Origin of the sequence: Corynebacterium sp. HFH0082, assembly GCF_000411235.1 — a bacterium.
In the GTDB taxonomy this organism is placed as follows: Bacteria; Actinomycetota; Actinomycetes; order Mycobacteriales; family Mycobacteriaceae; genus Corynebacterium; species Corynebacterium jeikeium_D.
Genome location: NZ_KE150404.1, coordinates 2,193,371 through 2,215,222 on the forward strand (window position 1 = coordinate 2,193,371; position 21,852 = coordinate 2,215,222).

Sequence of the window (21,852 nt, forward strand, 5' to 3'; positions counted from 1 at the left end):
GGATTCTCCATTACAAGAATCCGGGCGGATTATGTCTGTGCGGCGAGAGGGTTTCGAACCCCCGACCGCTGGTGTGTAAAACCAGAGCTCTACCGCTGAGCTATCGCCGCGCTGCTGCGAAACTTTAACACACGGCAAACATAGATTGCCAATTGCGCACTACACACAGCGTTTATGCAGATTATTTCAATAGCTCGGCTAGTAGCCGATTCAAACGGGGCAGTTAACGCCGGCTAGCTAGAGCGCTGCACCAGGCAATTGCCTTGCCAATCCCCCAGACGAAGCGCCGAGGTGTTGGAGAAACCAGCCAGCTGTGCGGACTCGTCAATCACGCCAGGATCAATGGCACCCGGCTGACCAGCACCCGGCGTGAGCAACCAAACGCGGCCTTCATCCTCCAAAGGGCGGGAAGCATCCACAAGACCATCGACCAAGTCGCCGTCTTCTTCACGCCACCACAGCAATACGACGTCGACAACCTCATCCGTGTCTTCGTCGAGCAGGTCTGCATCCAGGAAATTCTCGACCGACTCACTGATTGCTGAGTCACAGTCCGTATCCCAGCCAACCTCCTGGACTAGCTGACCTTCCTTGATGCCGAGCCTGCTCGCATATTCATGAGCAGCGCCTGTGGCGTTGACCACTTCCCTTTTCCTCCTCTAGAAAAAATATCCAGCTCGATTTTTCGAGCTATGTGGGGAAATTTTACCGCTCAAATACATTTTTCACAGCTGCAAAATAAGAATTTCCCCAAAAAGGTGCAGTTTTCGCAATGTTCGTCGTAAAGCGGAGCGGATTGTTCGGTGAAAGCGTGTGCAAGAAACGGCTAGGGGCACAACAAACGATTCAGACGTAGAGTGGAGAAAAATAACCTTTGCCTTTCCTTCAGGGACTGAAAGGAGCTCACAATGTCCGATACCTCGTCGGGTACGCCACAAGCCCACTCTGATGAGTCAAACTTTGCCCTTATCCGTGATGGGGTCGCCTCCTATCTCACGGATGCAGATCCTGAAGAGACCAAGGAGTGGCTTGAGTCTCTCGACGGACTGTTAGAAGAGGCAGGTCCGGAGCGCGCACGTTTCCTCATGCTGCGCCTGCTGGAACGTGCCACGGCAAAGCGCGTGGCTCTACCGCCGCTGACCTCGACAGACCTCGTCAACACCATCCCAACTGAGATGGAGCCAGAATTCCCAGGCGATGAGGACATTGAGCGCCGCTACCGCAAGTGGATTCGCTGGAATGCGGCAATTATGGTCCATCGCGCACAGCGTCCGGGTATCGGCGTGGGCGGACATATCTCTACCTATGCGGGCGCCGCACCGCTTTACGAGGTCGGCTTTAACCACTTCTTCCGCGGCAAAGACCACCCAGGCGGCGGTGACCACGTCTTCTTCCAGGGCCACGCTTCGCCGGGTATGTACGCCCGCGCATTCCTAGAGGGGCGTCTGACCGAAGAGGACCTCGACGGTTTCCGTCAGGAAGTCTCCCTCGGCGAGGGCAATGGCCTTCCCTCCTACCCGCACCCGCATGGCATGCCAGAATTCTGGGAGTTCCCGACGGTGTCCATGGGCCTTGGTCCGCTCAATGCCATCTACCAGGCACGCTTCAACCGCTACCTGCATGACCGCGGCATCAAGGACACCTCCCAGCAGCACGTTTGGGCCTTCCTCGGTGACGGCGAAATGGATGAGCCGGAATCTCGTGGCGCCATTCAGCATGCGGCGCTGAACAACCTGGATAACCTGACATTCGTCATTAACTGTAACCTGCAACGCCTCGACGGTCCGGTGCGCGGCAACACCAGCATCATCCAGGAGCTGGAGTCGTTCTTCCGCGGCGCTGGTTGGAATGTCATCAAGGTCGTTTGGGGCCGCGAGTGGGACGAGCTCTTCGCTAAGGACAAGGACGGCGCACTAGTCGACCTGATGAATAAGTTCTGCGATGGCGACTACCAGACGCTGAAGGCTAACAACGGCGCTTGGGTGCGCGAGCACTTCTTCGGCCGTGACCCGCGCACTGCCAAGCTGGTCGAGGACATGACCGACGAGGAGATTTGGAACCTCCGTCGCGGTGGCCACGACTACCGCAAGATTTACGCTGCCTACAAGAAAGCCTTGGAGACCAAGGATCAGCCGACCGTCATTCTGGCGCACACGGTTAAGGGCTATGGCCTCGGCCATAACTTCGAGGGCCGCAACGCGACCCACCAGATGAAGAAGCTGACGCTCGATGATCTGAAGCTTTTCCGCGATAACCAGCGCATTCCGATCTCCGACGAGGAGCTGGAGAAGGATCCCTACCTGCCGCCGTACTACAACCCGGGCCCAGAGTCCGAGGAAGTGCAGTACATGCTGGAGCGCCGCAAGGAACTCGGCGGTTTCGTGCCGGAGCGTCGCACTAGCTACGAACCACTGACAACGCCAAAGCCGGAAACCCTGAAAAACCTCCTCAAGGGATCAGGTAAGCAAAAGGTTGCCACCACTATGGCGACGGTGCGTGTTTTCAGGGACCTGATGCGCGATAAGGATCTCAAGGACCGCTTCGTGCCTATCATCCCTGATGAGGCCCGCACCTTCGGCATGGACTCCTGGTTCCCGACGCTGAAGATTTACAACCCGCACGGCCAGAACTACACTCCGGTCGACCATGAACTGATGCTGTCCTACAAGGAAGCGAAGGACGGTCAGATTCTGCACGAGGGCATTTCCGAGGCGGGCTCTGTGGGGTCGTTTACCGCTGTCGGCTCGGCGTACGCCACCCATGGCGTGGCCATGATTCCGCTCTACATCTTCTACTCGATGTTCGGTTTCCAGCGCACGGCTGACTCCATTTGGGCCGCTGGTGACCAAATGTCCCGCGGCTTCCTGCTCGGGGCGACAGCTGGCCGCACGACGCTGACAGGTGAAGGCCTGCAGCACATGGACGGTCACTCCCAGTTGCTGGCGGCTACGAACCCGTCGGTGGTCTCCTTCGACCCGGCATTCGCCTACGAGATTGCCTACATCGTCTGCGATGGCATTGACCGCATGTACGGCCCGGAGCGCGGCGAAGATGTCATTTACTACCTGACTATCTACAATGAGCCGACTTCGCAGCCGGCTGTCCCAGAAGATCTCGATGTCGAGGGGCTGCTTGGCGGTATCTACCGCTTCCGCAAGGCCGAGGGCGACAAGCATGTCAACCTGCTGGCTTCCGGCATTGGCATGCAGGAGGCGCTGCGTGCCGCAGACATCCTGGAAGACTACGGCGTGGCTTCCTCGATTTACTCGGTGACCTCGTGGAATGAGCTGGCTCGCGATGGACACGAGCGTGACACTGAGCGTCTGCACAACCCGGCTGAAGAGGTCGAAGACGCCTTCGTAACCCGCCAGCTGTCCGACACCGATGGGCCATTCATCGCAGTGACTGACTTCCAGCGTGCGGTCCCGGAGCAGATTCGCAAGTGGGTTCCAGGTGACTACACCGTCCTCGGCACCGATGGCTACGGCTTCTCGGATACCCGTCCGGCCGCTCGCCGCTACTTCAACTCCGACGGCGAGTCAGTCGCTGTTGCGGCCCTGGCCGCACTGGCACGCGCTGGCAAGCTCGACAAGAGTGTCGCCCAGGAAGCAGCCGAAGAGCTGCAGATTACCGACCCAACCGCAACCACTCAGGACGCTGAATAATGACCTCTAGCCTTGGAGATCAGCTCAGCGCCCTACTGGGCACACAGGTCACCGGTGCCGGTGACGCTGACGATGCCTCACCCAATGCAGCGAACGCGGGCTCGAAGAAGGGTTCCGCCGACGCTGACCTGCCCGCAGGTCTTCACGGCGAGGTCGCGGCAATCGTCAAAAAGATGGCTAACGACGAGGTGGAGTCCTTAGAGCTCCCCACTCCGCTGACCGACTACGGCTTTGACCGCTTGAGCGTCGTAGAGTTGGCCGTCCGCTGTGAGGAAGGGCTGGGAGTCCGCATTGAGGACGAGGACATTCCCTCGTTTAAGACCCTTGGCGATGTAGTTGACTACATCGCCGCCCGGCGCGGGTAGAGCTGCAGCACGTTAGCTGCCTCTACCCCACCGAGGTCTGCGTTGCCAGCGGTCGAGTTGCCGCTGGCACTGTCGGGTCCGGCAGGGGCGGACGTCGTAAAGCACTCTTCGGGGGCGTAGCCTGCCGTCATCATGCGCATCGGCTCTAGCACGCGGTCCCACGGCCCGCCGATGGCCGCGTCTAGGGCCCCTTCGATGTCGCCGCCGCGCGCCATGATGGAACGCAGCGCATCCTCGTTGACCACGATGTTTCCGGCGGCATCAGTCTGTCCGGCAAAAGTCCCCAGCTGCGGGGTATGACAGTAGCGCATGCCATCGATGGCGTAGCCGTCATCATCCACGGCTGGGTCTTGCGCCAGCTCGAAATAGAGGCGCGGCCACCTAGCCAGGTTGTCCACCAGTGTGGCGATGGTGTCAGCACTTGCAGTGAAAGGCACCTCGGCGCACAAAGTGGCATCCTGGTCGGTCGCACGCCAAATATCCCGGCCTGGCTTAGTGCCATCGGGCATGCTGAGCCGGGCCAGCGCCCACGTGATGTGTGGTTGCAGCGGCCCTGGCATGCTGTGAATCCACAGAACGCCTGAAAGTTGGGTGCGCATAGACGAAGGTCCTCGGAAAAGTTGCGGTCAATTGGTGTAAGACGAGATTCGTCTTCCCCTACGAACTCATCCAACGACACTTGCCACACTGCAGAAAAAGCACTGCGGTAAAACAACACTTCTGAGGTTTGCGTTGCACGTGTTTATGATTGTTATTTCCGAGACGGCTGCTGGCAACCCTCAAGTTGTCCTTAATCCCCCAGATGTGATTTAGCGCTGAGACGAAAAATCGGCGCCGCAAGCGACGCCGACTTAGCTCATATCCCCTTAATCTTCAGCGTGTTCTTCCAGCTCACGCCAGAGTTCATCATTGAAATCCGTCCACAGCGGCTTAGCCCACTCGCCGAAATCTCGGTCGGTCAGCGCGATCGCCGCCCGTCCGGTTGGACGATGCAGCCACAGGAACGTGCCCGCCTGCCCGAAGTGGCCTGCGACATCCTTGGGCATCGAAGCACCAAACCACAGCCCCTGCTTGGAATCGGGGTGTCCGAAAATCTCAAAACCCAGGCCCCAATCGGCCGGACGTTGCATACCATAGCCCGGCACGACACCATTCAGGCCCGGGAACTGCACGGTCAACGCTTCGGTCACGGTATCGGGATGCAGCAGAGTCGGGGTGAAGATCTCATCGACGAAGGCCATGAGATTAGCGACGCTGCTACGCGCGCCATGCCCTGCCGAGCCATCCAGTACGGAATCCGCCATCCCCAGCGGCTCAAACACGGCCTGGCGCAGGTATTCACTAAACGGCATCTCTGCCTCCGCAGCGATGGCATCGGCGATGATGTCAAAGCCCGCGGAGGAGTAAATGCGCCGCTCCCCTGGTTCTTTTTCCAGCTCGCGGCTGGCAAACCCCACCCCGCCGGCGTGCGCCAGAAGGTGACGCACAGTCGCGCCGTGACCGGGTGGCGTGAGCTCTTGGTCGAGCTCCACCGCGCCCTCTTCGACGGCCACAAGCATGCCCACAGCGGCCAGTAACTTGGTCACGCTGGCGAGCTCAAACACGCGACCGCTATCACCGTGGGTGTGCCAACTGCCATCGTCGGCACGCACGGCAGCCGCGACCATGTCAACTGGCCACTGATCAACTTGCGCAAGAACAGAGGGCTTCCAAGAAGTCATGTTCTCAAGACTACGCAAGCGTGGCGGACTCGGACTTTTCGGCGGACTCGGACTTCTCAGCAGGCGCGTCTGCAGACTCGTCGTCCGACTCGTCGGCTGGCGACAGGTCGGCGTTGGCGCTGGCGTCCCACTCGTCCTTGTCCCAGATTCCCGCACGCTTTGCGACGACCAACGGGACCACAGCCTGACCGGTGACGTTCACCGCAGTGCGGCCCATATCCACGATCGGCTCGACAGCCAGCAGGAGACCGACGCCGGCGAGTGGCAGGCCAAGGGTCGACAGAGTCAGGGTCAGCATGACAGTAGCGCCGGTGGTGCCAGCAGTTGCTGCCGAACCGATGACGGAGACGAAGATGATGAGCAGGTAGTCCGTGAAGTCCAACGGCACACCGTAGAACTGCGAGACGAAGATAGCCGCGATAGCCGGGTAAATGGCGGCGCAACCATCCATCTTCGTGGTGGCGCCCAGCGGCACGGCGAAGGAGGCGTACTCATCCGGTACTGCCAAACGACGGGAAACAACGCGCTCAGTGACCGGCATGACGCCCATAGACGAACGGGTGAAGAAGCCGAGCGAGGTCACTGGCCAGACGCGACGGAAGAAGTCGATTGGGCTAATGCCATGAATCTTCAGCACAACTGGGTACACAACTGCGATGACCAGGAACAGACCAATGTAGATGGCAATGGCGAACTTGCCCAGGCTGCCGAGTGCTTCCCAACCGTACTCAGCGACAGCGTGGCCGATCAGAGCCGCGGTACCAATTGGTGCCAGGCGGATGACCCACCACAGCACCTTCTGCACGATGGTCAAAAGAGAGCCGGAAAACTCGATGAATGGCTCAGCCTTCGGGCCAACCTTCACTGCGGCGACACCGAAGACAATCGCGATGACCAGCAGCTGCAGGACGTTGAAGTTCAGCGATCCGGATACAGCACCGTCAGATTCGCTGATCTTCACGCCAAGGCCGAGAAAGTTCTGCGGGACAATGCTCTGCAGGAATCCCCACCAGGAGCCCACGGAACTCGGCTCTTGCGCCGCCGAGGCATCCACACCAGAGTTAACGCCCGGTTTGATGACCAAGCCCAGCACGATGGCGATGACCACCGATACAAAGGACGTAATGGCAAACCAAATCAGTGTCGAAACAGCCAGCTTGGCTGCGCCTGCGACCTGGCGCAGGTTGGCAATCGACACCACGACCGCGGTGACCACCAGCGGCGGGATGAGCAGCTTCAACAGCGTGACGTAGGTACTGCCGACCTCGTCGAGCGCTGTGCGCAGCGAGGAGTCATCGCCAGTACTGCGGGCCATGAAGCCCAAAATGAGACCAATAATCAGGCCATAGACAACTTGGGCACCGAAGCCGGTCGCCCATTTAAATTTATTCACTTTTCCTCCTGGAGTTTTATTTCTCTGAAAACACTTGTGCCGCGCCTTATGCCGTCTGACAAATGCGCGCGACGGGGTCCGGGGCCGCTGAGCTCAGCCTCGAAGAGACAGGCGCAGCGAGGCGGAAGCCCCGAAGTGTTTAGCGACAGGAGGAAGTGGAGATTCGGCCGTAATCGAGCCAACGCCGCTTTGTGAGCATTTTCATGTTGGTCATTTCTATCTAGCAAGTCCGGTTAAGAGACAAACGATAAGACTGCCACGATTGATGTTGTGACACCAATTTCCAACACGGCCCCTCACCCGAATATTCCACATCGCTAATTCGATTTCTCAGCCTGCCTGCGCAACTGCAGTACCTTCAGCGAGCAGAGGAAGCCAATAGTCAACGCGCCGACAGCGGAATACAGCGCAAACTGCGTGGCATGTGCAAGCGCATTTGTCAGCGGCACCAACACACCGTCGGGAGCACCCTGCGCACGCAGACCAATCAGCATCGAGCCAGCGGAATCCTTCAGCCCCTGCCCCATCTGCTCCAGGCCCGGCGACAGCTTCGCAATCTCACGATCCAACCCAATCGTCAGCGCCATGCCACCGAGTGCTGCACCGAGTGCCGAACCAATCTGCCGAATTGTCGACTGCGTTGCCGATGCCTGCCCCGACAGCCGCACCGGAATATCGCCAAGCACCAGCGAGGTCAACTGTGCCGATGCCAGGCCAAGACCCAGACCGTAGACAATCAATGCAAACACAACCAGCCACAGCGGCAGGTCAACGCGCTCTTCGGCCGCCAACTGCAGCGAACCAAAGACCTCGAGACCAAGGCCCACAATCACCACACCGGCCGGGGTAATCCGAGCTGCCAGATGACGCGCCATGGCACCTGCGAAGAACGCACCGAGAGCCATTGCTGCCAGGACCAGGCCGGTTGCGATCGTCGATAAGCCAATCGCCGACACCAGGTAGAGCGGCAGCACGAAGACCAGCGCGAACTCACCCACCGCGACAAGCATCGCCGTGGTATTCCCCCAGCTGAACGTGGCGTAGGAGAACATCGACACGTCCAACAGCGCAGGATCCGCGTTCTTCCGACGACTGTTTTCCCACAGCACGAAAGCGACAAGCACCACCGCACCAACCAAGAGCGTGACGACGGGTGCGGAGGGAAAAGCAAACCCTATCTTGGCGCCTTGAATGATGCCGAAGACCACGGCACCAAAGCCAATTCCAGACAACACCAGGCCAAGGACATCGAAGCCACCCGCGCCATTGGTATCGCCTGCGGTGTTCGGCACCCAACGCAGCGCAAGGACGAAAAGCACGACGGCGATGGGCACGTTGACCCAGAAGATAGCTTCCCAACCAGCAAACTGCGTAAGCACGCCACCCAGGAGTGGGCCGACTGCTGCAGCACCAGACATGACCGCACCCCAGATGCCGAATGCGGTGGCACGATCTTTATCACGGAATAGTGCATTCACACTGGACAATGTCGACGGCAGAATGCACGCACCACCAATGCCTTGAATGACGCGGGCTATGACCAACGGGGCCAATGAGGTGGAAAGCGCGGCCACGACGGAGCCGACCGTGAAGATGACCAGACCGACGAGGAAAAGCGTTCGACGGCCGAAGCGGTCGCCAGCGCGGCCAGAGGTCAGGAGTAGTGCGGCGAAAACGACCGAGTAGATCGTGGTAATCCACTGCGCGCCCACGATGTCAAGGCCCAGCTCCGAAATGATGGTCGGCAATGAAACACCGACGATGGTTCCATCCAGGACGATCATGCCGAGGCCAACCGCGAGCACGAGCAACCCCCACCACCGCTGTGGCGAGGCCCCGAACTCAGCAATCTGATCCTCGTTGGCGATTGCCATGACGGGGGTGCCCTTCGCTTTCGCTGTGGCACCGGTTTGTGCGTCGGCTGAGACGTCGGCGCTGCTCAAGGAAGGTTTTGTACTCATAGGACTAATGCTAGAAGTGTCCAAGCACTGATTCATCAACCGAAAGTCGTAACTTTGCGGAAAGATCAGCTTCGTTGAGCACAGGGATTGCCTTCGTTGGCACGGAAATACTTTGCTTCATTGAAACTGTGCAATCGCAGCCGAACCCGCTGGGTATAGGGCTTTTATCACCGCACGGTGGCAGATTGCTATGATGCTATGAGGTTTTGGACATTGGTTCATAGTGCTTAATTGTCACTTCATAGTGCCCAATCCTTGCCCCTATAGCTCAGTCGGTTAGAGCAGAGGACTCATAATCCTTTTGTCGCAGGTTCGAGCCCTGCTGGGGGCACTAAAAACTCCGGGCTCTACTCACGCCCATTTACCCGACATCCGGTTGTAACAGCTGGCGCACAGGGAGATGTACTTCGGCGCTTCGAGTGCCTCAATTTCCACGGTTTCGCCGTCGAGGATAATGCTGCCGTCCGGATTCAACCGTGCAGTAAAGATGGCCTTCTGCCCACAAGTGCAGATTGTCTTAATTTCCTCAATGGTGTGGGCAACTTCGAGCAATCGCTGGGAGCCTGGAAAGGCATGGGTGCGAAAGTCGGTACGCAGGCCGTAGCAGAGCACCGGGGTACCGCGAAGGGTAATGCCCAGCAACTGATCGACCTGGTCAGGGGTAAGAAACTGTGCCTCATCGATGATAAGGCAATCGTGGCCGTCGGCAAGCGAGGAGAGGTCATCGCCGTCGTGGACGAGGTGCGCGCGTTCCGCGATTCCGATGCGGGAGTGCACGTCACCATCAGCCAAAGTATCCACGGCTGGCTTGGCGATCAACGGTCGCATATCGCGCTCGCGGTAGTTGTGGGCGACGCGGAGGACCTCGATGGATTTTCCGCTGTTCATGGTTCCGTAGCGGAAGTACAGTTTTGCCATAGCCATCGATTGTAGGGCATCGATTCGCGGGCTCTGACGGCTGTAAACTCGGGCCGCCAACACGGATTTGAATTCCCGACTATCCTATTTTTTATGCAGCCGATTCCTGACCTGAATGAGAATCCAACAGTTGTTGTATGTGGATCTATCCACCTAGATACCCTGGTACAGGTCGATAGCGTACCCGCAGAAGGTGGCACGCTCATCGTTGATGACGGCACTAATATGCTGGGCGGCAAGGGCGCCAACCAGGCCGTTGCTATCGCTTATAACGGTGTCCGTGCGATCATGGCCGGAACTGTTGGCGAGGACCGCGCAGCGGATTTCGTGGTCGAGGAACTCAACGCACACGGCGTAGATGTCCACTCCATTCAGACTTCCTGGGATTTGCCGACCGGCAGCGCTTTCGTCGCAACGAACCGCAAGGGTCGCCCGGTGATTTTTGTCCAGCGTGGTGCCGACGCACTGACGGACCCCACCGATTTCGTCGATGAGTTCGCATCAGCGGATGTAGTGCTCGCGCAAGGCGAGCTACTACCGGAAGCAACTGAGGCCATCGCGTCCGTCGCGTCCATGTACAGCGCGCGTCTAGTGCTGAACCTCAATCCGGTCGTAACCGTTACACCTGCGCTGATTGACCATGCAGATCCGCTGATCGTCAACATGAAGGGCGCCTGGGAAACAATCCGTCGCCTGGACATCGCCGAGGGCATCCGCGCTACCGACTACCGCGCACAGCTCGAGGCGCTTCTGCAGTACTGCCCCAGTGTCGTCATGCTCCGGGGCGACCACGGCTGTCTCTTCGCACAGCACTCCGACGGTCTCGATGACGAGCCGACAATCTACGAGCACCCCGCGCTTAAGCTGCCAGAGGAGAAGATTGTCGACGGCACTGGCTCCGGTGATGCGTTCGTCGGCACGCTTACCGCGGAACTGGCTAAGGGCACCTCGCTTTACGACGCCGTCCCCCTGGCCACCGCAGCAGGTGCGGCAGCCGTACAGGCAGTCGGCGCATGCTCCGCTTTTGTCCGTCGCGAAAAACTGCTGGAGATGGTCGAGGCGGAGGATTTTCCCTCTGTGAAAGAGTACGAGGGCTAAGGGTCGTCAACGACTTGGTGCGCGAGCTGGCGCCGATTAAGTCAGTGCCAGTCGGGCCAGTGGGGCCAGCGGGAGAACCTACCCAGCATTGTCTGGCAGAACGGGCTCAAGCGCCAGCATCACCAAGTACCAACTCAACGCGTACCCGATGAGGAAGACATAGGTAGCAATCGCGTAGATTTTCGCCGGGAAAAAGAATATGGCCGCGGGCACGATGAGTAGCGCCAAAACTGCGAGCGCAGTCCGCGGCAGGTTTTTGACGGTCATGCTGGTGGCCGTTGCAAGGGTTCGGCGTAGCGACGACTGACCGTCGGAAAGCGAGCACAGCGAGTAGACCCAGGCGGTAATTCCCAGCAGTATTAGCGCCCCGGAGGTAACTCCTGCGGCGAAGATTAGGCCGACAGTGCCGAGATCCGCGCGGGAAATAACGTAAAACTCATAGCCAATGGCTCCGGCGAGAACCACGGTGAATAGCCACCACACGGTTGGTGTGCGCCAATTGTCCAGCAGTGCGCGCAAGAAGCGCTGTACGGGCCTTGAGCCTTCGTCACGGACCATATCGCGAGCGACCACTACCCCAGCGCGAGTTGCGGCGCCTGCAGTGACTATCGGGATGGATGCGACGATCATCAGCAGGTTGATGATTACAAGGTCTGCTAACAGCGACCAGGCTGCGTAGAACTTTGTATCGGTGCTGAAAAATCTATCCACGGGTTCATATCCTAATAAAGGCTGATTAACAGACGAAAGCCTCAACCTACGCGGTTGAGGCTTTCGCTTTCGTAAAACGCGGTGCTTGGCGTCCTATGCGCTAACGCTTAGGCAGCTATCCCTTAACGGCACCCGCAGCAACACCCTCGATAATGTGCTTCTGGGTGGCGACGTAGAAGATCACAATCGGAATGATTGCGAGCACCAGCATTGCCATCATCGCGCCAAGGTCACGGTTACCGTTGGAACCAACGAAGCTCTGCACGACGACCGGGATGGTCTTGTACTTAGTGGACAAGCCGATGACCAGGTACGGCAGCAGGTAGTCGTTCCATACCCACATTGCGTTCAGAATGGCGACTGTCACTGCAGTCGGCTTGAGCATGGGCAAAACGATGCGGAAGTAGTTTTGCATCGGAGATGCGCCATCAATCATCGCGGCTTCCTCGATGTCAATCGGGATGGACTTGATGAAGCCGGCAAACATGAAGACCGACAGGCCAGAGCCAAAGCCCAAGTAGAGAACCACAATGCCGATTGGGTTGTTCAAATGCAGCATGTCGGCGATCTTGACGGTCGGGAACATCACCATCTGGAACGGGATGACCATCGAGAACACAAACAGGTAATACAGCAGCGAGGTCCACCACGTCTTCACTCGCGTGATGTAGTAAGCCGTCATCGCAGAGAAGAACACAATCGCAATAACCGAGAGGATCGTGATGACAAAGGACCACACGATCGCCCAGCCGAAGCCCTCCTTCATCAGGCCGACGGCGTAGTTTTCGAACCCGACCCACATGTCACCTAGTGGCAGCTGGAAGGGGTTATCTGAAATTGCGAACTTGGACTTGAACGAGTTGAAGATAATGAACGCGATTGGCCCCAAGAACACGACGGTCAAAAACACCAGAATCGCGTAGATGATGACCTTAGATACGCCTCCCACCTTGGCCTCGTCCTGCTTAGCGGGCTTGGCCTTGGGGAGCTTGGTGGCCGTTTCAGTGGTCATTGCAGCGTCGACAGACATTTATGCCTCCACTTCCTTGCTGCGAGTAGCACGCAGCTGCAGCATCGCGATCGCTACGACCACGACGACGAAAATTACTGCCTTGGCTTGACCAACGCCCTCCACACCAATTCGGTTAAACATGGTGTTGACGATGTTCAGAGCAACCATTTCTGTCTCTGAACCCGGCGCACCATTGGTCAGGGCCAAGTTTTGGTCGAAGAGTTTGAAAGTGTTCGACAGGGTCAAGAAGAGGCAAATGGTAATCGATGGCATGACCATCGGGATAGTAACGTGCCGCAGGATCTCCCAGCGTCCAGCGCCATCAATCTCCGCAGCTTCGATGAGCTCCGGCGGGACATTCTGCAAACCGGCAATATAGATAATCATCATGTAACCGACCAGCTGCCAGTTGATGAGGATGATCAGACCGGCGTAACCGAACTTCCAGTCGGACACGATTGTCGTACCGTACGATGCCAGCACTGCGTTAATCATCGACTGCCAGGTGTAACCGAGCACGATGCCACCGATGAGGTTCGGCATGAAGAAGACTGTGCGGAAGAAGTTCGTGCCCTTCAGCTTGCGCGTCAGAATCCATGCGATCCAGAACGCGAACAAGTTCACAGTAATGATGGAAACAACAACCACCATGAGAGTGAATCCGAAGGAAGCGACGAAGCCCTCGCGCTCACTAAAGGCCTTCTGGTAGTTCTCGATACCAACCCACTGCGCATTAGTGATGGTTGTGAAGTCAGTAAATGATAGGAAGAAACCGATAACGAACGGCACCAAGAACGCGATTGCAAAGGCAATCAGCGTGGGTAGCACGAAAATTGGGAAATACTTTTTCAATGTTGCTTGCATCTACAACACCGCTCCTAAAGCTAAAGGCGGAGCCTGGTGCCTCGAGACCGGTTTAACAGGTCACCGAGCCCCGAGCTCCGCCTTGCCATTGGATGAACTCATTCCGTCGGTTGTTCATGCGCGAGAAGCTTTCGCTTCACACTCACCGATGGAATGGATCACCATTGATTTGCTGGTATTTAATTGTTCGGAGATTCCGCATTCCAGCTGTCGGCGAAAGTCTCGACAACCTTGTCCCACGGCATCTTTCCGGAAGCGTACTGCGCCAGCGCTGCGCCAAAATCATCCTTGAACTGCTGCGACGGGAAGTACTGGAAGTCCCACGGGATGGTGGTCAGGTCCTCGTTCTCAATTGCTGCGGCCACTTCCTTGGCTAGCGGGTCATTCGGAGTGTCGGCTTCAGTGAAGTTCTGGAACGGAGCGATGAATCCGAGATCCTCGACGACGTACTTCTTGCCCTCATCGGTGTTGAACAGCCAATTGACGAAGTCCTTCGTTGCCTTTTGGGAAGCCTCCGAAGCCTTGGAGTTGACCGTCAGGTAGTTCTCAGTACCAACCGAGATGCCGGTCTTATCCTCGTCCTTCAGGCCCATGTACATAGGCATGAACTTAATCTTGTCCTGCTTGACCACGTTGCCGGAGACATCGTTGATCTGGGACCATGCCCAGTTGCCATTCTGAACCATAGCGGCCTTGCCCTGGGCGAATTCCGCCATCGAGTCGGACACAGCCTTCGACGGGGCCAGAGTCTTTTCGACAGTGGAGTTATTCAGGTACAGATCAAAGAGGTTCTTGAACTCCTTGTTGTACTTGAACTTCACATCAGCGGTTTCCTTGGTGCCAAGGTCCTCGAATTCATAATGAACCGGTCCGTTGGCCAAGTGTGTCTGCCAGCGCCAATCCTCACCGGATGCGAGCGAGGTGGAAGCGAAGGTGCCGGAAATCCCCAGCTTGTCCTTCTTGGCCTGCATGTCCTCAGCAACTTCCTTCAGCTTTCCGAAGGCCTTAATCTCGTCGATGCTCTTGGCCTTGGCATCGGGCAGCGCGAAGTACTTGTCCATGATCTCTTCGTTATAGATCAGGCCAAACCCCTCGACTGCAAACGGGACGCCGTATACCTTGCCGTCCTCGCCCTTCAGCGGCTCGATGCCCTCGTTGAGGTTTTGTGCGATCTCAGTGTCAGACATGTCTGCCATGTATTCCTGCCAAGTACGCAGGCCCGCCGGACCATTGACTTGGAACAGTGTTGGCGCGTCCTTTTTACCAATCTCGGCCTTCAGAGTTTGCTCATAGGAATTCGAAGCTGCAGTAACGACCTTGACCTGGACACCAGTCTTGTCAGTGTATGCCTTCGCAATCTTCTGATATGCGGCATCCTGCTCCGGCTTGAAGTTAAGGAAGTAGACACCACCATCTGCAACCGCATCATCACTCGAGCACGCAACCAAACCAGCGGTTGCCATCAGGCCTGCTGCACACAGAGCTGAAAGGCGCTTGAAGTTCTTCACTATGTTTTCTCCCTTGAGAAGAAAGGCCACTTCAATGGCATCCTCCGAGCAATTCGGACGAATATTTGCCAGCAGCCGTGGCCTAATTGGATTATCCCGCCCTGCGGCTAGAAGTAGCCTTTCATGCGAACTTCGACGCCACCCACGCGGGTATTCGGTCTCACCAAAATCTTACTTGACCAAAACCAATTTAGGTTGGCCTTCAGCCAGCTGTGAACAAATGCAAAGGAGAAAAATAGCAAAAGCTCTCGAAAGCACACCTAGAATTTGAGCTGTTTTCGAGCTGTTTTCGCTGAACAGAGCCGCCTACCGGCACCAAAGTAAGCACCTGGCCGCGACAATCACACGCAGACCCGACAACCACCCGACCACCAAAAGCACCCCTGTTTGGCCTGAATGTATATTTTTATAATATTCTGGCGGGTCGTTTACTTGTCACTTTTGAAATAATCGTACGCTCGACAGTCTGCTTCTAGAGAGCTACTCGACCTCATCGCTCGCGGGAAGATATACGGACTCGTCGCGATGCCCGGGCAACACTCGATCCACGTAGCTCTGCACCGCTTCTTGAAGCGGCACATCCGCACGGCGTTTTTCTGCCATGTACCAGCGATGCTCCAAGACCTCGTGGAAAACCTGCGCATCCTGCAGCCTTCCACGCAGCCCCTCGGGCACAGCCAGAATTGTGGCCTCGAAAACTTCACGCAGCCATCGGTGCGCAACCTGCTCTAGCGGAACCCCTTCAAGACCTTCCGCCAACCGAAAGGTCTGCATACTATTGAGCATCCGCCTCGCTTGCCGTTCTTGAACATCCAACCCCGTCAGTCGCATTAACTGCCGATGGTGATGCCCTGCGTCAACCACTCGTGGTCGGAACACAACACGGCCACCATCACTGGTGACTTTCAGCTCGCCAACATCGAAACCGAGGTCGTTGAGCCTGCGAATCCGCTCATCGACAAGCCAAGGCTCCTCAACACCAATAGATTCTTCCCCCGTCAGCTCTTGCCACAAGTCCTCATAACGCTCAATAATGCGCCTACCCACCGCAATTACGTCCAACTCAGGATCGAGGAATCCGCCGGCCTGCAGATCCATGAGCTCTCCGATGATGTTGGTATGGGCAACGTCAACGTCGTAAAGCCTGCGGGAATCTGAGAGTGTGCCTTGCAAATCTCCCGTTTCCGCGTCGACAAGGTAGGCGGAGAAAGCGTCTGCGTCACGACGAAACAATGTGTTCGACAGTGACACGTCGCCCCAGTAAAAACCAAGGAGATGTAACCGAACTAGCAGGACTACCAGCGAGTCAATCAGGCGGACCACAGTTTCGCGGGTGACCTGTTGAGAAAAAACTGCACGATACGGCAGCGAATACTCGAGATGTTCTGTGACGAGTGCGGCAGTTAACGGTTCGCCATCTGGATCCTTCCGGCCGGTGATTACCGCGAGCGGGCGAACCGATGGAGCACCGAGCCTGACCAGGTCACGCAGCATTCGATACTCATGATGAGCAGTGAACTCACCAATTTCTTTCACTGCAATGACGCGGTCATCTAAGTTGACGAATCGAACAATGTGTCGCGAAATTCCCTGAGGCAAGGCGGCTAACAAATCATCTGGCCACTGTTCCAGAGGTATATGCCAAGGAAGGCGCAAAAGCTTTGAAGCCACCGTTGTCGCGGCTATTTTCATAGTTTCCGACACGGTGGCTCCTAAAACTGTCTTACTGTCCCACTGCCCTACCAGCTACTCATTTCATCTAAACGAAAGATTTTAGGCCGGAAGGCGCATACCAGTCGACTTCGAGAACAGGTGCAGCATGCCCGGACGAATCTTGCCGTAAACTACCGAGCCCAACTTCGGCGCGGTGCGCGGGGCGGTACGAATAACCACCTGACCGTGTTCCTCTTCGTCCGGGTTAGAGGAAGATCCGGAGCTCAGTGCTCCGCCACCGACGAGGTCTCCATACATGAATGCATCGGAGCCCAACTCCTCGACCAAGTTAACCTGCACCGGAATGACGTCATCGCCCGGACCCTCGACCAGGTCGAATGCCTCCGGACGGAAGCCCACGATAATCTGGTTCTGATCCTCCGGCGTGATTGCAGCAAGTGTGGCTTCCGGCAGCTTAATCTTGGCCTCGCCCAACGTGGCGTAACCATTAGAGACGTTGAACGTGCCCAGGTTCATCGCAGGCGAACCAATGAAGCCCGCGACGAATTCGTTTGCCGGGGTTTCGTAGAGTTCCCGCGGGGTACCGACCTGCTGCAGAACACCGAAGTTAATGACCGCGATGCGGTCGCCCATGGTCAGCGCCTCAGTCTGGTCGTGGGTGACATACATGGTGGTCACACCCATCCGACGCTGCATGGCCGCAATCTGAGTACGGGTTTGAACACGCAGCTTCGCGTCCAGGTTCGACAACGGCTCGTCCATCAGGAACACCTGCGGCTTGCGCACAATCGCACGCCCCATTGCCACACGCTGACGCTGACCACCGGATAGAGCCTTAGGCTTACGATCCAGGAACTGAGTTAGATCCAGGGTCTTCGCAGCTTCTTCGACACGACGGTCAATCTCGTCCTTGTCCACACCAGCAATCTTGAGCGCGAAGCCCATGTTCTCGCGCACCGTCATATGCGGGTACAGGGCGTAGTTCTGGAAGACCATCGCAATATCGCGATCCTTGGGCGAGACATTGGTCACATCACGATCTCCAATGAAAATCTTGCCCTCATTGACCTCTTCCAGACCGGCAAGCATGCGCAGTGTTGTGGACTTACCACAACCGGAGGGGCCCACCAGAACCAGGAACTCGCCATCGGCAATTTCCAAGTTGAACTTGTCCACAGAAGGCTTCGTCGCACCAGGGTAAATGCGAGTGGCATCAGCAAAAGTCACAGTAGCCATGTGAATACAAACCTTTCATCGGCAGGTACGTGCCGAACGATCCGAGTGAAAGTAATCGCAGGAACAGCTCCTACGTAGCTGCCTCACAAGCTTACTCTTAATCGAGCAGCCCCGTCACGAGCTCCGCAATCTTCGAGCGCTCCGAGCGCTTCAGCGTGATGTGTGCAAAAAGCTCGTTGCCCTTGAGTTTTTCAATCACCGCCTGCACACCGTCATGGCGGCCGACGCGCAGGTTGTCACGCTGCGCCACGTCGTGCGTAAGGATGACCCGGGAATTGCTACCAAGACGCGACAGCACCGTCAGCAGTACGTTGCGCTCCAGCGACTGTGCCTCATCGACAATCACGAAGCTGTCATGCAGGCTACGACCGCGAATGTGTGTCAGTGGCAGTACCTCCAGCATGTCGCGCGAGGCAATCTCATCCATCACGTTGTCTGAAACCAATCCCTCCAGGGTGTCGTAAACAGCCTGCGCCCACGGGTTCATCTTTTCGTCCTCACTACCTGGCAGGTAGCCAAGGTTCTGACCACCTACCGCGTAGAGCGGACGGAACACCACAATCCGGCGATGCAGTCCGCGCTCCAGCACCGACTCCAGTCCCGCGCACAGCGCAAGCGCCGACTTACCCGTACCGGCTCGGCCGCCGAGGGACACAATCCCTACCGAGTCATCCAACAGCAGGTCAAGCGCCACACGCTGCTCCGCCGACCGCCCCTTCAGGCCAAACGCCTCCGTATCGCCCCGCACAAGCTTGACGACGCCCGGGGCGCTCACCCGTGCCAGCGCAGACTGGCTACCAGCGCTGAGCTGCACGCCGCAGTGCAGCGGCTGATCCTGGATCTGCTCGAGCTCAAGGAACCCATTGGCGAAGAGACGATCAATTTCCTCCGGGTCGACGTCCACTTCCACCATTCCCGAGTACCCAGTCAGAACGACGTCCTGGGCGCGGTAATCGTCGGCAGGCAAGCCGACCGCACCAGCCTTGACGCGAAGCGGAATGTCTTTGGTGACCAGCACGACATCATGTCCATCGTGCTGAAGATTGAGGGCGCAAGCGAGAATGCGGTGATCGTTTTCGGCGGTGCGGAAGCCTGCGGGAAGGATGGAGGGATCGGAGTGGTTGAGCTCAATATGCATAAACCCGCCAAGATCATTGGCGGGCACAGGCCGGTCCAGGTGGCCGTAGCGGTAACGCAGCTCTTCGAGGAAACGGAGCGCTTCTCGGGCGAACCACCCCAGCTCTGGGTGGTGGCGCTTGGCCTCCAACTCACTCACCACGACCAGCGGAAGCACAACTTGGTGCTCATCGAACTTCTTGGTGGCGTGGGGATCGGACAGCAGGACCGAGGTATCAAGCACGTAGGTACGCATGCCCTCAGGCTAAAAGTCAGAGGTAGAAATTACGTGGTTGTGAGATGAATGCTTGGTTATCAGATGAACCACAGTTGGTTACAGGCTCTAATCCTCAAGTTGAACCCTAAGGAACTGGCCGAGCACCGAGCACCACTGCCCGGCCACTCCACTGCCCTTTTAATGGCGACTAGTCGTTGCAATGGTGACTAGTCGTTGTGACGGATTTGGCGACCCAGCAACTTGTGGCGAAGCGGATCAACCGCCAAGGTCACAGCGCCAACTGATACAACTCCCACGAGATACGCCAGCGCAACAACAAGGGAGCGTTGACCAAACGTGATTTCGTTCGCAATCGGTCCGAACATGGTGGCTCCCAACAGCGCACCCATGACAAAGCCGAAGATACTGGTCGCAAGCATGGGAAAGAATGTCTGCTTGAAAGTGACCGTGCGGTGGAAGTTGATTGGCGTCCCGATGAAGTCCAGCGCCTTTGTCAGCGATGCCTCTTCATAGACGGCTGAGGCCTGAGTCAGAAGCGTTGACACCAGCAGCAGAATGAAACCGATTACGAAAGTGATAGTCACACCGGTTGCAATATCGTGCGCGAACGTGACATCTGCAACCTCTTCAATCTTGTCTTCGCCAGGCACCATCATTGTGTAGCCAAGCAGCAGAGACAGGAAGGCCATGGAACTTACTCGACGCCACGATTCCTTAGCGTTAGTCGCTACTCGTCGCGTCGCCACAAAATCACTTGACGTACCGAAGAAGCTGGAGATGCGGGCAACAAGCTGGATAAAGAAAGGCGCCACCAGGCCAATTGCCCAGACCATCAGGTACATCATCGCTGCGACACCAAGCGTGGCAGTGACGGTTCCACCCGCGATATTGGAGTTGGCAATCACGTACAGGACGATCGCACCGATAACAACGGCCACAATCATGCGCCATGCCTTCATCGACTTGGGCACTTCCTTGCGGCTAACGCCGAGTGGTGAAATCATCACCCTTCGCAAACCGACCACAGCGGCAAAGAGTGCGAGTAGCACCACTGCTACCCAAACCAGCGGGTAGCCCCACCAGGGCAGCAACATGTCCCAGGTATCCAGGTAGTCATTGTCGAACTTGATTATCGCCCAGAATGGCGCAGTGGCCACCGACAACAACGTGCCCACCACAAGCCCAACAGCTGCCAATACGAGGGTTTCGATAATCACCATGCGCGTAATTGCCCCGTTGGAGAGACCAATTAAGCGCAGAGTTGCCAACCTCTGCTCACGTCCCGCAGCGCCAAGCACCGCCGACTGTGCCACGAGCGAAACCATTGCCGGAATCACAAAAACACAGGCCACGAGTGCCAACTGCAGGTACATCTCGCCCTGACCTTGATTCATGTAATCCTCGGGCGTTGGGTTCGGCGGCAACTGTGGCTCAGCCTGCCAACGGCGGTAAAACATCGCCGTGCCACCGACGACGACCAACGCCAACCAGGTACTCACGGTCATGGCCACCACGGACAATGCGGACAGCCAGCCGTTTCCCGAATGCGATTCACGCCCGGCGCGCTGCAGCCGCGTGCTCAAGTCCGCTAGTGCGCCGGTAGGAATTCTCTGGGGTTTTGGTGCTTCAGTTACGGTGCTCACTTTGTAACCTCCGCTCCTGCCAGCATGCGGTCGTCGTGAATCAGGCCATCGCGGATCTCCACACGTCGACGACACCAGTCGGCCACCTTCACATCGTGCGTGACCATCACCAATGTCGTTCCAGTCTGCTCCACCAACGCGGTGAGCTGCTGCATGACCTCATGGCCTGTGGACTGGTCCAACGCGCCAGTCGGCTCATCGGCGAAGATGACACCTGGCTCGCCGGCCATCGCGCGGGCAATTGCTACACGCTGTGCTTGGCCGCCGGACATCTGTCCTGGGCGACGGCGCGTTAGGTCTTCTAGGCCCAGGCGGCTTAGGACATCGTCGGCAAGTGCGAGTGACTTTGAGCGCTTCTTGCCCTGCAGAATCATGGGCAGAGCAACGTTTTCCCTGGCAGTCAGCTCGGGCAGGAGCTGGCCATCCTGAAAAACGAAGCCGAAGTCGTGCAGGCGGAGGGCGGAGCGGTCGGCGTCAGAAAGCGAATTGATCTTTGTGTCACCGAAGATGACGTCGCCGTCGTCCGGCAGCAACACGCCGGACATGCAGTGCAGCAGCGTGGACTTACCAGAACCTGACGGTCCCATGACTGCAACGGTTTCGCCGGGCTCAATGGTCAGCGAAATGCCGGTGAGAACGGGAGCTGAATTGTAGGACTTAGTGATGTCACGAATACAAAGTCGTGCGTTTCTTGGGCTGTTGTTGTCTGTCATGACACTCATTTCACTC

At 57.4% G+C, this 21,852-nt stretch carries 18 protein-coding genes and 2 tRNA genes; 4 read left to right on the forward strand and 16 right to left on the reverse strand.

Annotated elements, in window-relative coordinates:
- Positions 1-38: 38 nt before the first annotated feature.
- Positions 39-110, reverse strand: a tRNA-Val gene (locus HMPREF1206_RS09400).
- A 123-nt stretch (positions 111-233) separates the two neighbouring features.
- Positions 234-644, reverse strand: coding sequence for a DUF3052 domain-containing protein (locus tag HMPREF1206_RS09405; RefSeq protein WP_005511050.1), 411 nt, complete (start codon positions 642-644; stop codon positions 234-236).
- A 264-nt stretch (positions 645-908) separates the two neighbouring features.
- Here HMPREF1206_RS09405 and aceE point away from each other — a divergent pair, with 264 nt between their 5' ends.
- The gene (gene aceE, locus HMPREF1206_RS09410) at positions 909-3,665 is read left to right on the forward strand and encodes a pyruvate dehydrogenase (acetyl-transferring), homodimeric type (RefSeq protein ID WP_016423080.1); all 2,757 of its coding nucleotides are present in this window, start codon (positions 909-911) and stop codon (positions 3,663-3,665) included.
- Positions 3,665-4,030 carry an acyl carrier protein gene (locus tag HMPREF1206_RS10820; RefSeq protein WP_016423081.1) on the forward strand — a complete coding sequence of 122 codons (366 nt, stop codon included), beginning with the start codon at positions 3,665-3,667 and terminating at the stop codon, positions 4,028-4,030. Before aceE ends, HMPREF1206_RS10820 begins: the two co-directional genes overlap by 1 nt.
- Here HMPREF1206_RS10820 and HMPREF1206_RS09420 read toward each other — a convergent pair.
- From HMPREF1206_RS09420 to HMPREF1206_RS09435, 4 genes are all read right to left on the reverse strand, one after another.
- On the reverse strand, positions 4,006-4,629 hold the full coding sequence (locus HMPREF1206_RS09420) for a DUF3145 family protein (protein ID WP_016423082.1): 624 nt from the start codon (positions 4,627-4,629) through the stop codon (positions 4,006-4,008). The two genes, HMPREF1206_RS10820 and HMPREF1206_RS09420, sit on opposite strands and share 25 nt — an antisense overlap.
- Positions 4,630-4,896: 267 nt before the next feature.
- Positions 4,897-5,751: a serine hydrolase gene (locus HMPREF1206_RS09425; RefSeq protein WP_042388800.1), complete on the reverse strand. Its 855-nt coding sequence runs from the start codon at positions 5,749-5,751 to the stop codon at positions 4,897-4,899.
- Positions 5,752-5,761: 10 nt separating this feature from the next.
- Positions 5,762-7,144, reverse strand: coding sequence for a dicarboxylate/amino acid:cation symporter (locus tag HMPREF1206_RS09430; protein ID WP_016423084.1), 1,383 nt, complete (start codon positions 7,142-7,144; stop codon positions 5,762-5,764).
- Positions 7,145-7,461: 317 nt separating this feature from the next.
- Positions 7,462-9,105 (reverse strand): DHA2 family efflux MFS transporter permease subunit, encoded by a 1,644-nt coding sequence (locus HMPREF1206_RS09435; RefSeq protein WP_016423085.1) that lies wholly within the window; start codon positions 9,103-9,105, stop codon positions 7,462-7,464.
- Between the two features lie 257 nt (positions 9,106-9,362).
- Between HMPREF1206_RS09435 and HMPREF1206_RS09440 the strand changes: the two genes are divergently transcribed.
- Positions 9,363-9,436: transfer RNA gene (locus tag HMPREF1206_RS09440), tRNA-Ile, on the forward strand.
- A 20-nt stretch (positions 9,437-9,456) separates the two neighbouring features.
- Here the strand turns inward: HMPREF1206_RS09440 and HMPREF1206_RS09445 are convergent.
- Entirely contained in the window at positions 9,457-10,023 is a 567-nt protein-coding gene (locus tag HMPREF1206_RS09445; RefSeq protein WP_042389409.1) for a thymidine kinase, read from the reverse strand.
- A gap of 93 nt (positions 10,024-10,116) precedes the next feature.
- On the opposite strand from HMPREF1206_RS09445, the gene HMPREF1206_RS09450 reads away from it, so the two are divergent.
- Positions 10,117-11,121 (forward strand): PfkB family carbohydrate kinase, encoded by a 1,005-nt coding sequence (locus tag HMPREF1206_RS09450; protein WP_016423087.1) that lies wholly within the window; start codon positions 10,117-10,119, stop codon positions 11,119-11,121.
- Between the two features lie 78 nt (positions 11,122-11,199).
- On the opposite strand, the gene HMPREF1206_RS09455 is transcribed toward HMPREF1206_RS09450, so the two are convergent.
- The 9 genes from HMPREF1206_RS09455 to HMPREF1206_RS09495 form a co-directional block, all read right to left on the reverse strand.
- A complete protein-coding gene (locus HMPREF1206_RS09455) occupies positions 11,200-11,832 on the reverse strand; it encodes a DUF624 domain-containing protein (RefSeq protein WP_016423088.1) in 633 nt (210 codons plus the stop codon).
- 115 nt (positions 11,833-11,947) lie between these two features.
- The gene (locus tag HMPREF1206_RS09460; protein ID WP_042389412.1) at positions 11,948-12,844 is read right to left on the reverse strand and encodes a carbohydrate ABC transporter permease; all 897 of its coding nucleotides are present in this window, start codon (positions 12,842-12,844) and stop codon (positions 11,948-11,950) included.
- A gap of 18 nt (positions 12,845-12,862) precedes the next feature.
- Positions 12,863-13,708 carry a carbohydrate ABC transporter permease gene (locus HMPREF1206_RS09465; protein WP_016423090.1) on the reverse strand — a complete coding sequence of 282 codons (846 nt, stop codon included), beginning with the start codon at positions 13,706-13,708 and terminating at the stop codon, positions 12,863-12,865.
- Between the two features lie 179 nt (positions 13,709-13,887).
- Positions 13,888-15,171, reverse strand: coding sequence for an ABC transporter substrate-binding protein (locus tag HMPREF1206_RS09470; protein WP_088611979.1), 1,284 nt, complete (start codon positions 15,169-15,171; stop codon positions 13,888-13,890).
- A gap of 525 nt (positions 15,172-15,696) precedes the next feature.
- Positions 15,697-16,908: a DUF4032 domain-containing protein gene (locus HMPREF1206_RS09475; protein ID WP_172620277.1), complete on the reverse strand. Its 1,212-nt coding sequence runs from the start codon at positions 16,906-16,908 to the stop codon at positions 15,697-15,699.
- Between the two features lie 81 nt (positions 16,909-16,989).
- Positions 16,990-18,126: an ABC transporter ATP-binding protein gene (locus HMPREF1206_RS09480; protein ID WP_016423093.1), complete on the reverse strand. Its 1,137-nt coding sequence runs from the start codon at positions 18,124-18,126 to the stop codon at positions 16,990-16,992.
- A 97-nt stretch (positions 18,127-18,223) separates the two neighbouring features.
- Positions 18,224-19,498: a PhoH family protein gene (locus tag HMPREF1206_RS09485; protein ID WP_042388806.1), complete on the reverse strand. Its 1,275-nt coding sequence runs from the start codon at positions 19,496-19,498 to the stop codon at positions 18,224-18,226.
- A 188-nt stretch (positions 19,499-19,686) separates the two neighbouring features.
- On the reverse strand, positions 19,687-21,123 hold the full coding sequence (locus tag HMPREF1206_RS09490) for an FtsX-like permease family protein (RefSeq protein ID WP_016423095.1): 1,437 nt from the start codon (positions 21,121-21,123) through the stop codon (positions 19,687-19,689).
- A complete protein-coding gene (locus HMPREF1206_RS09495) occupies positions 21,120-21,836 on the reverse strand; it encodes an ABC transporter ATP-binding protein (RefSeq protein ID WP_042389415.1) in 717 nt (238 codons plus the stop codon). The genes HMPREF1206_RS09490 and HMPREF1206_RS09495 overlap by 4 nt, the downstream gene beginning before the upstream one ends.
- Positions 21,837-21,852: the final 16 nt, after the last annotated feature.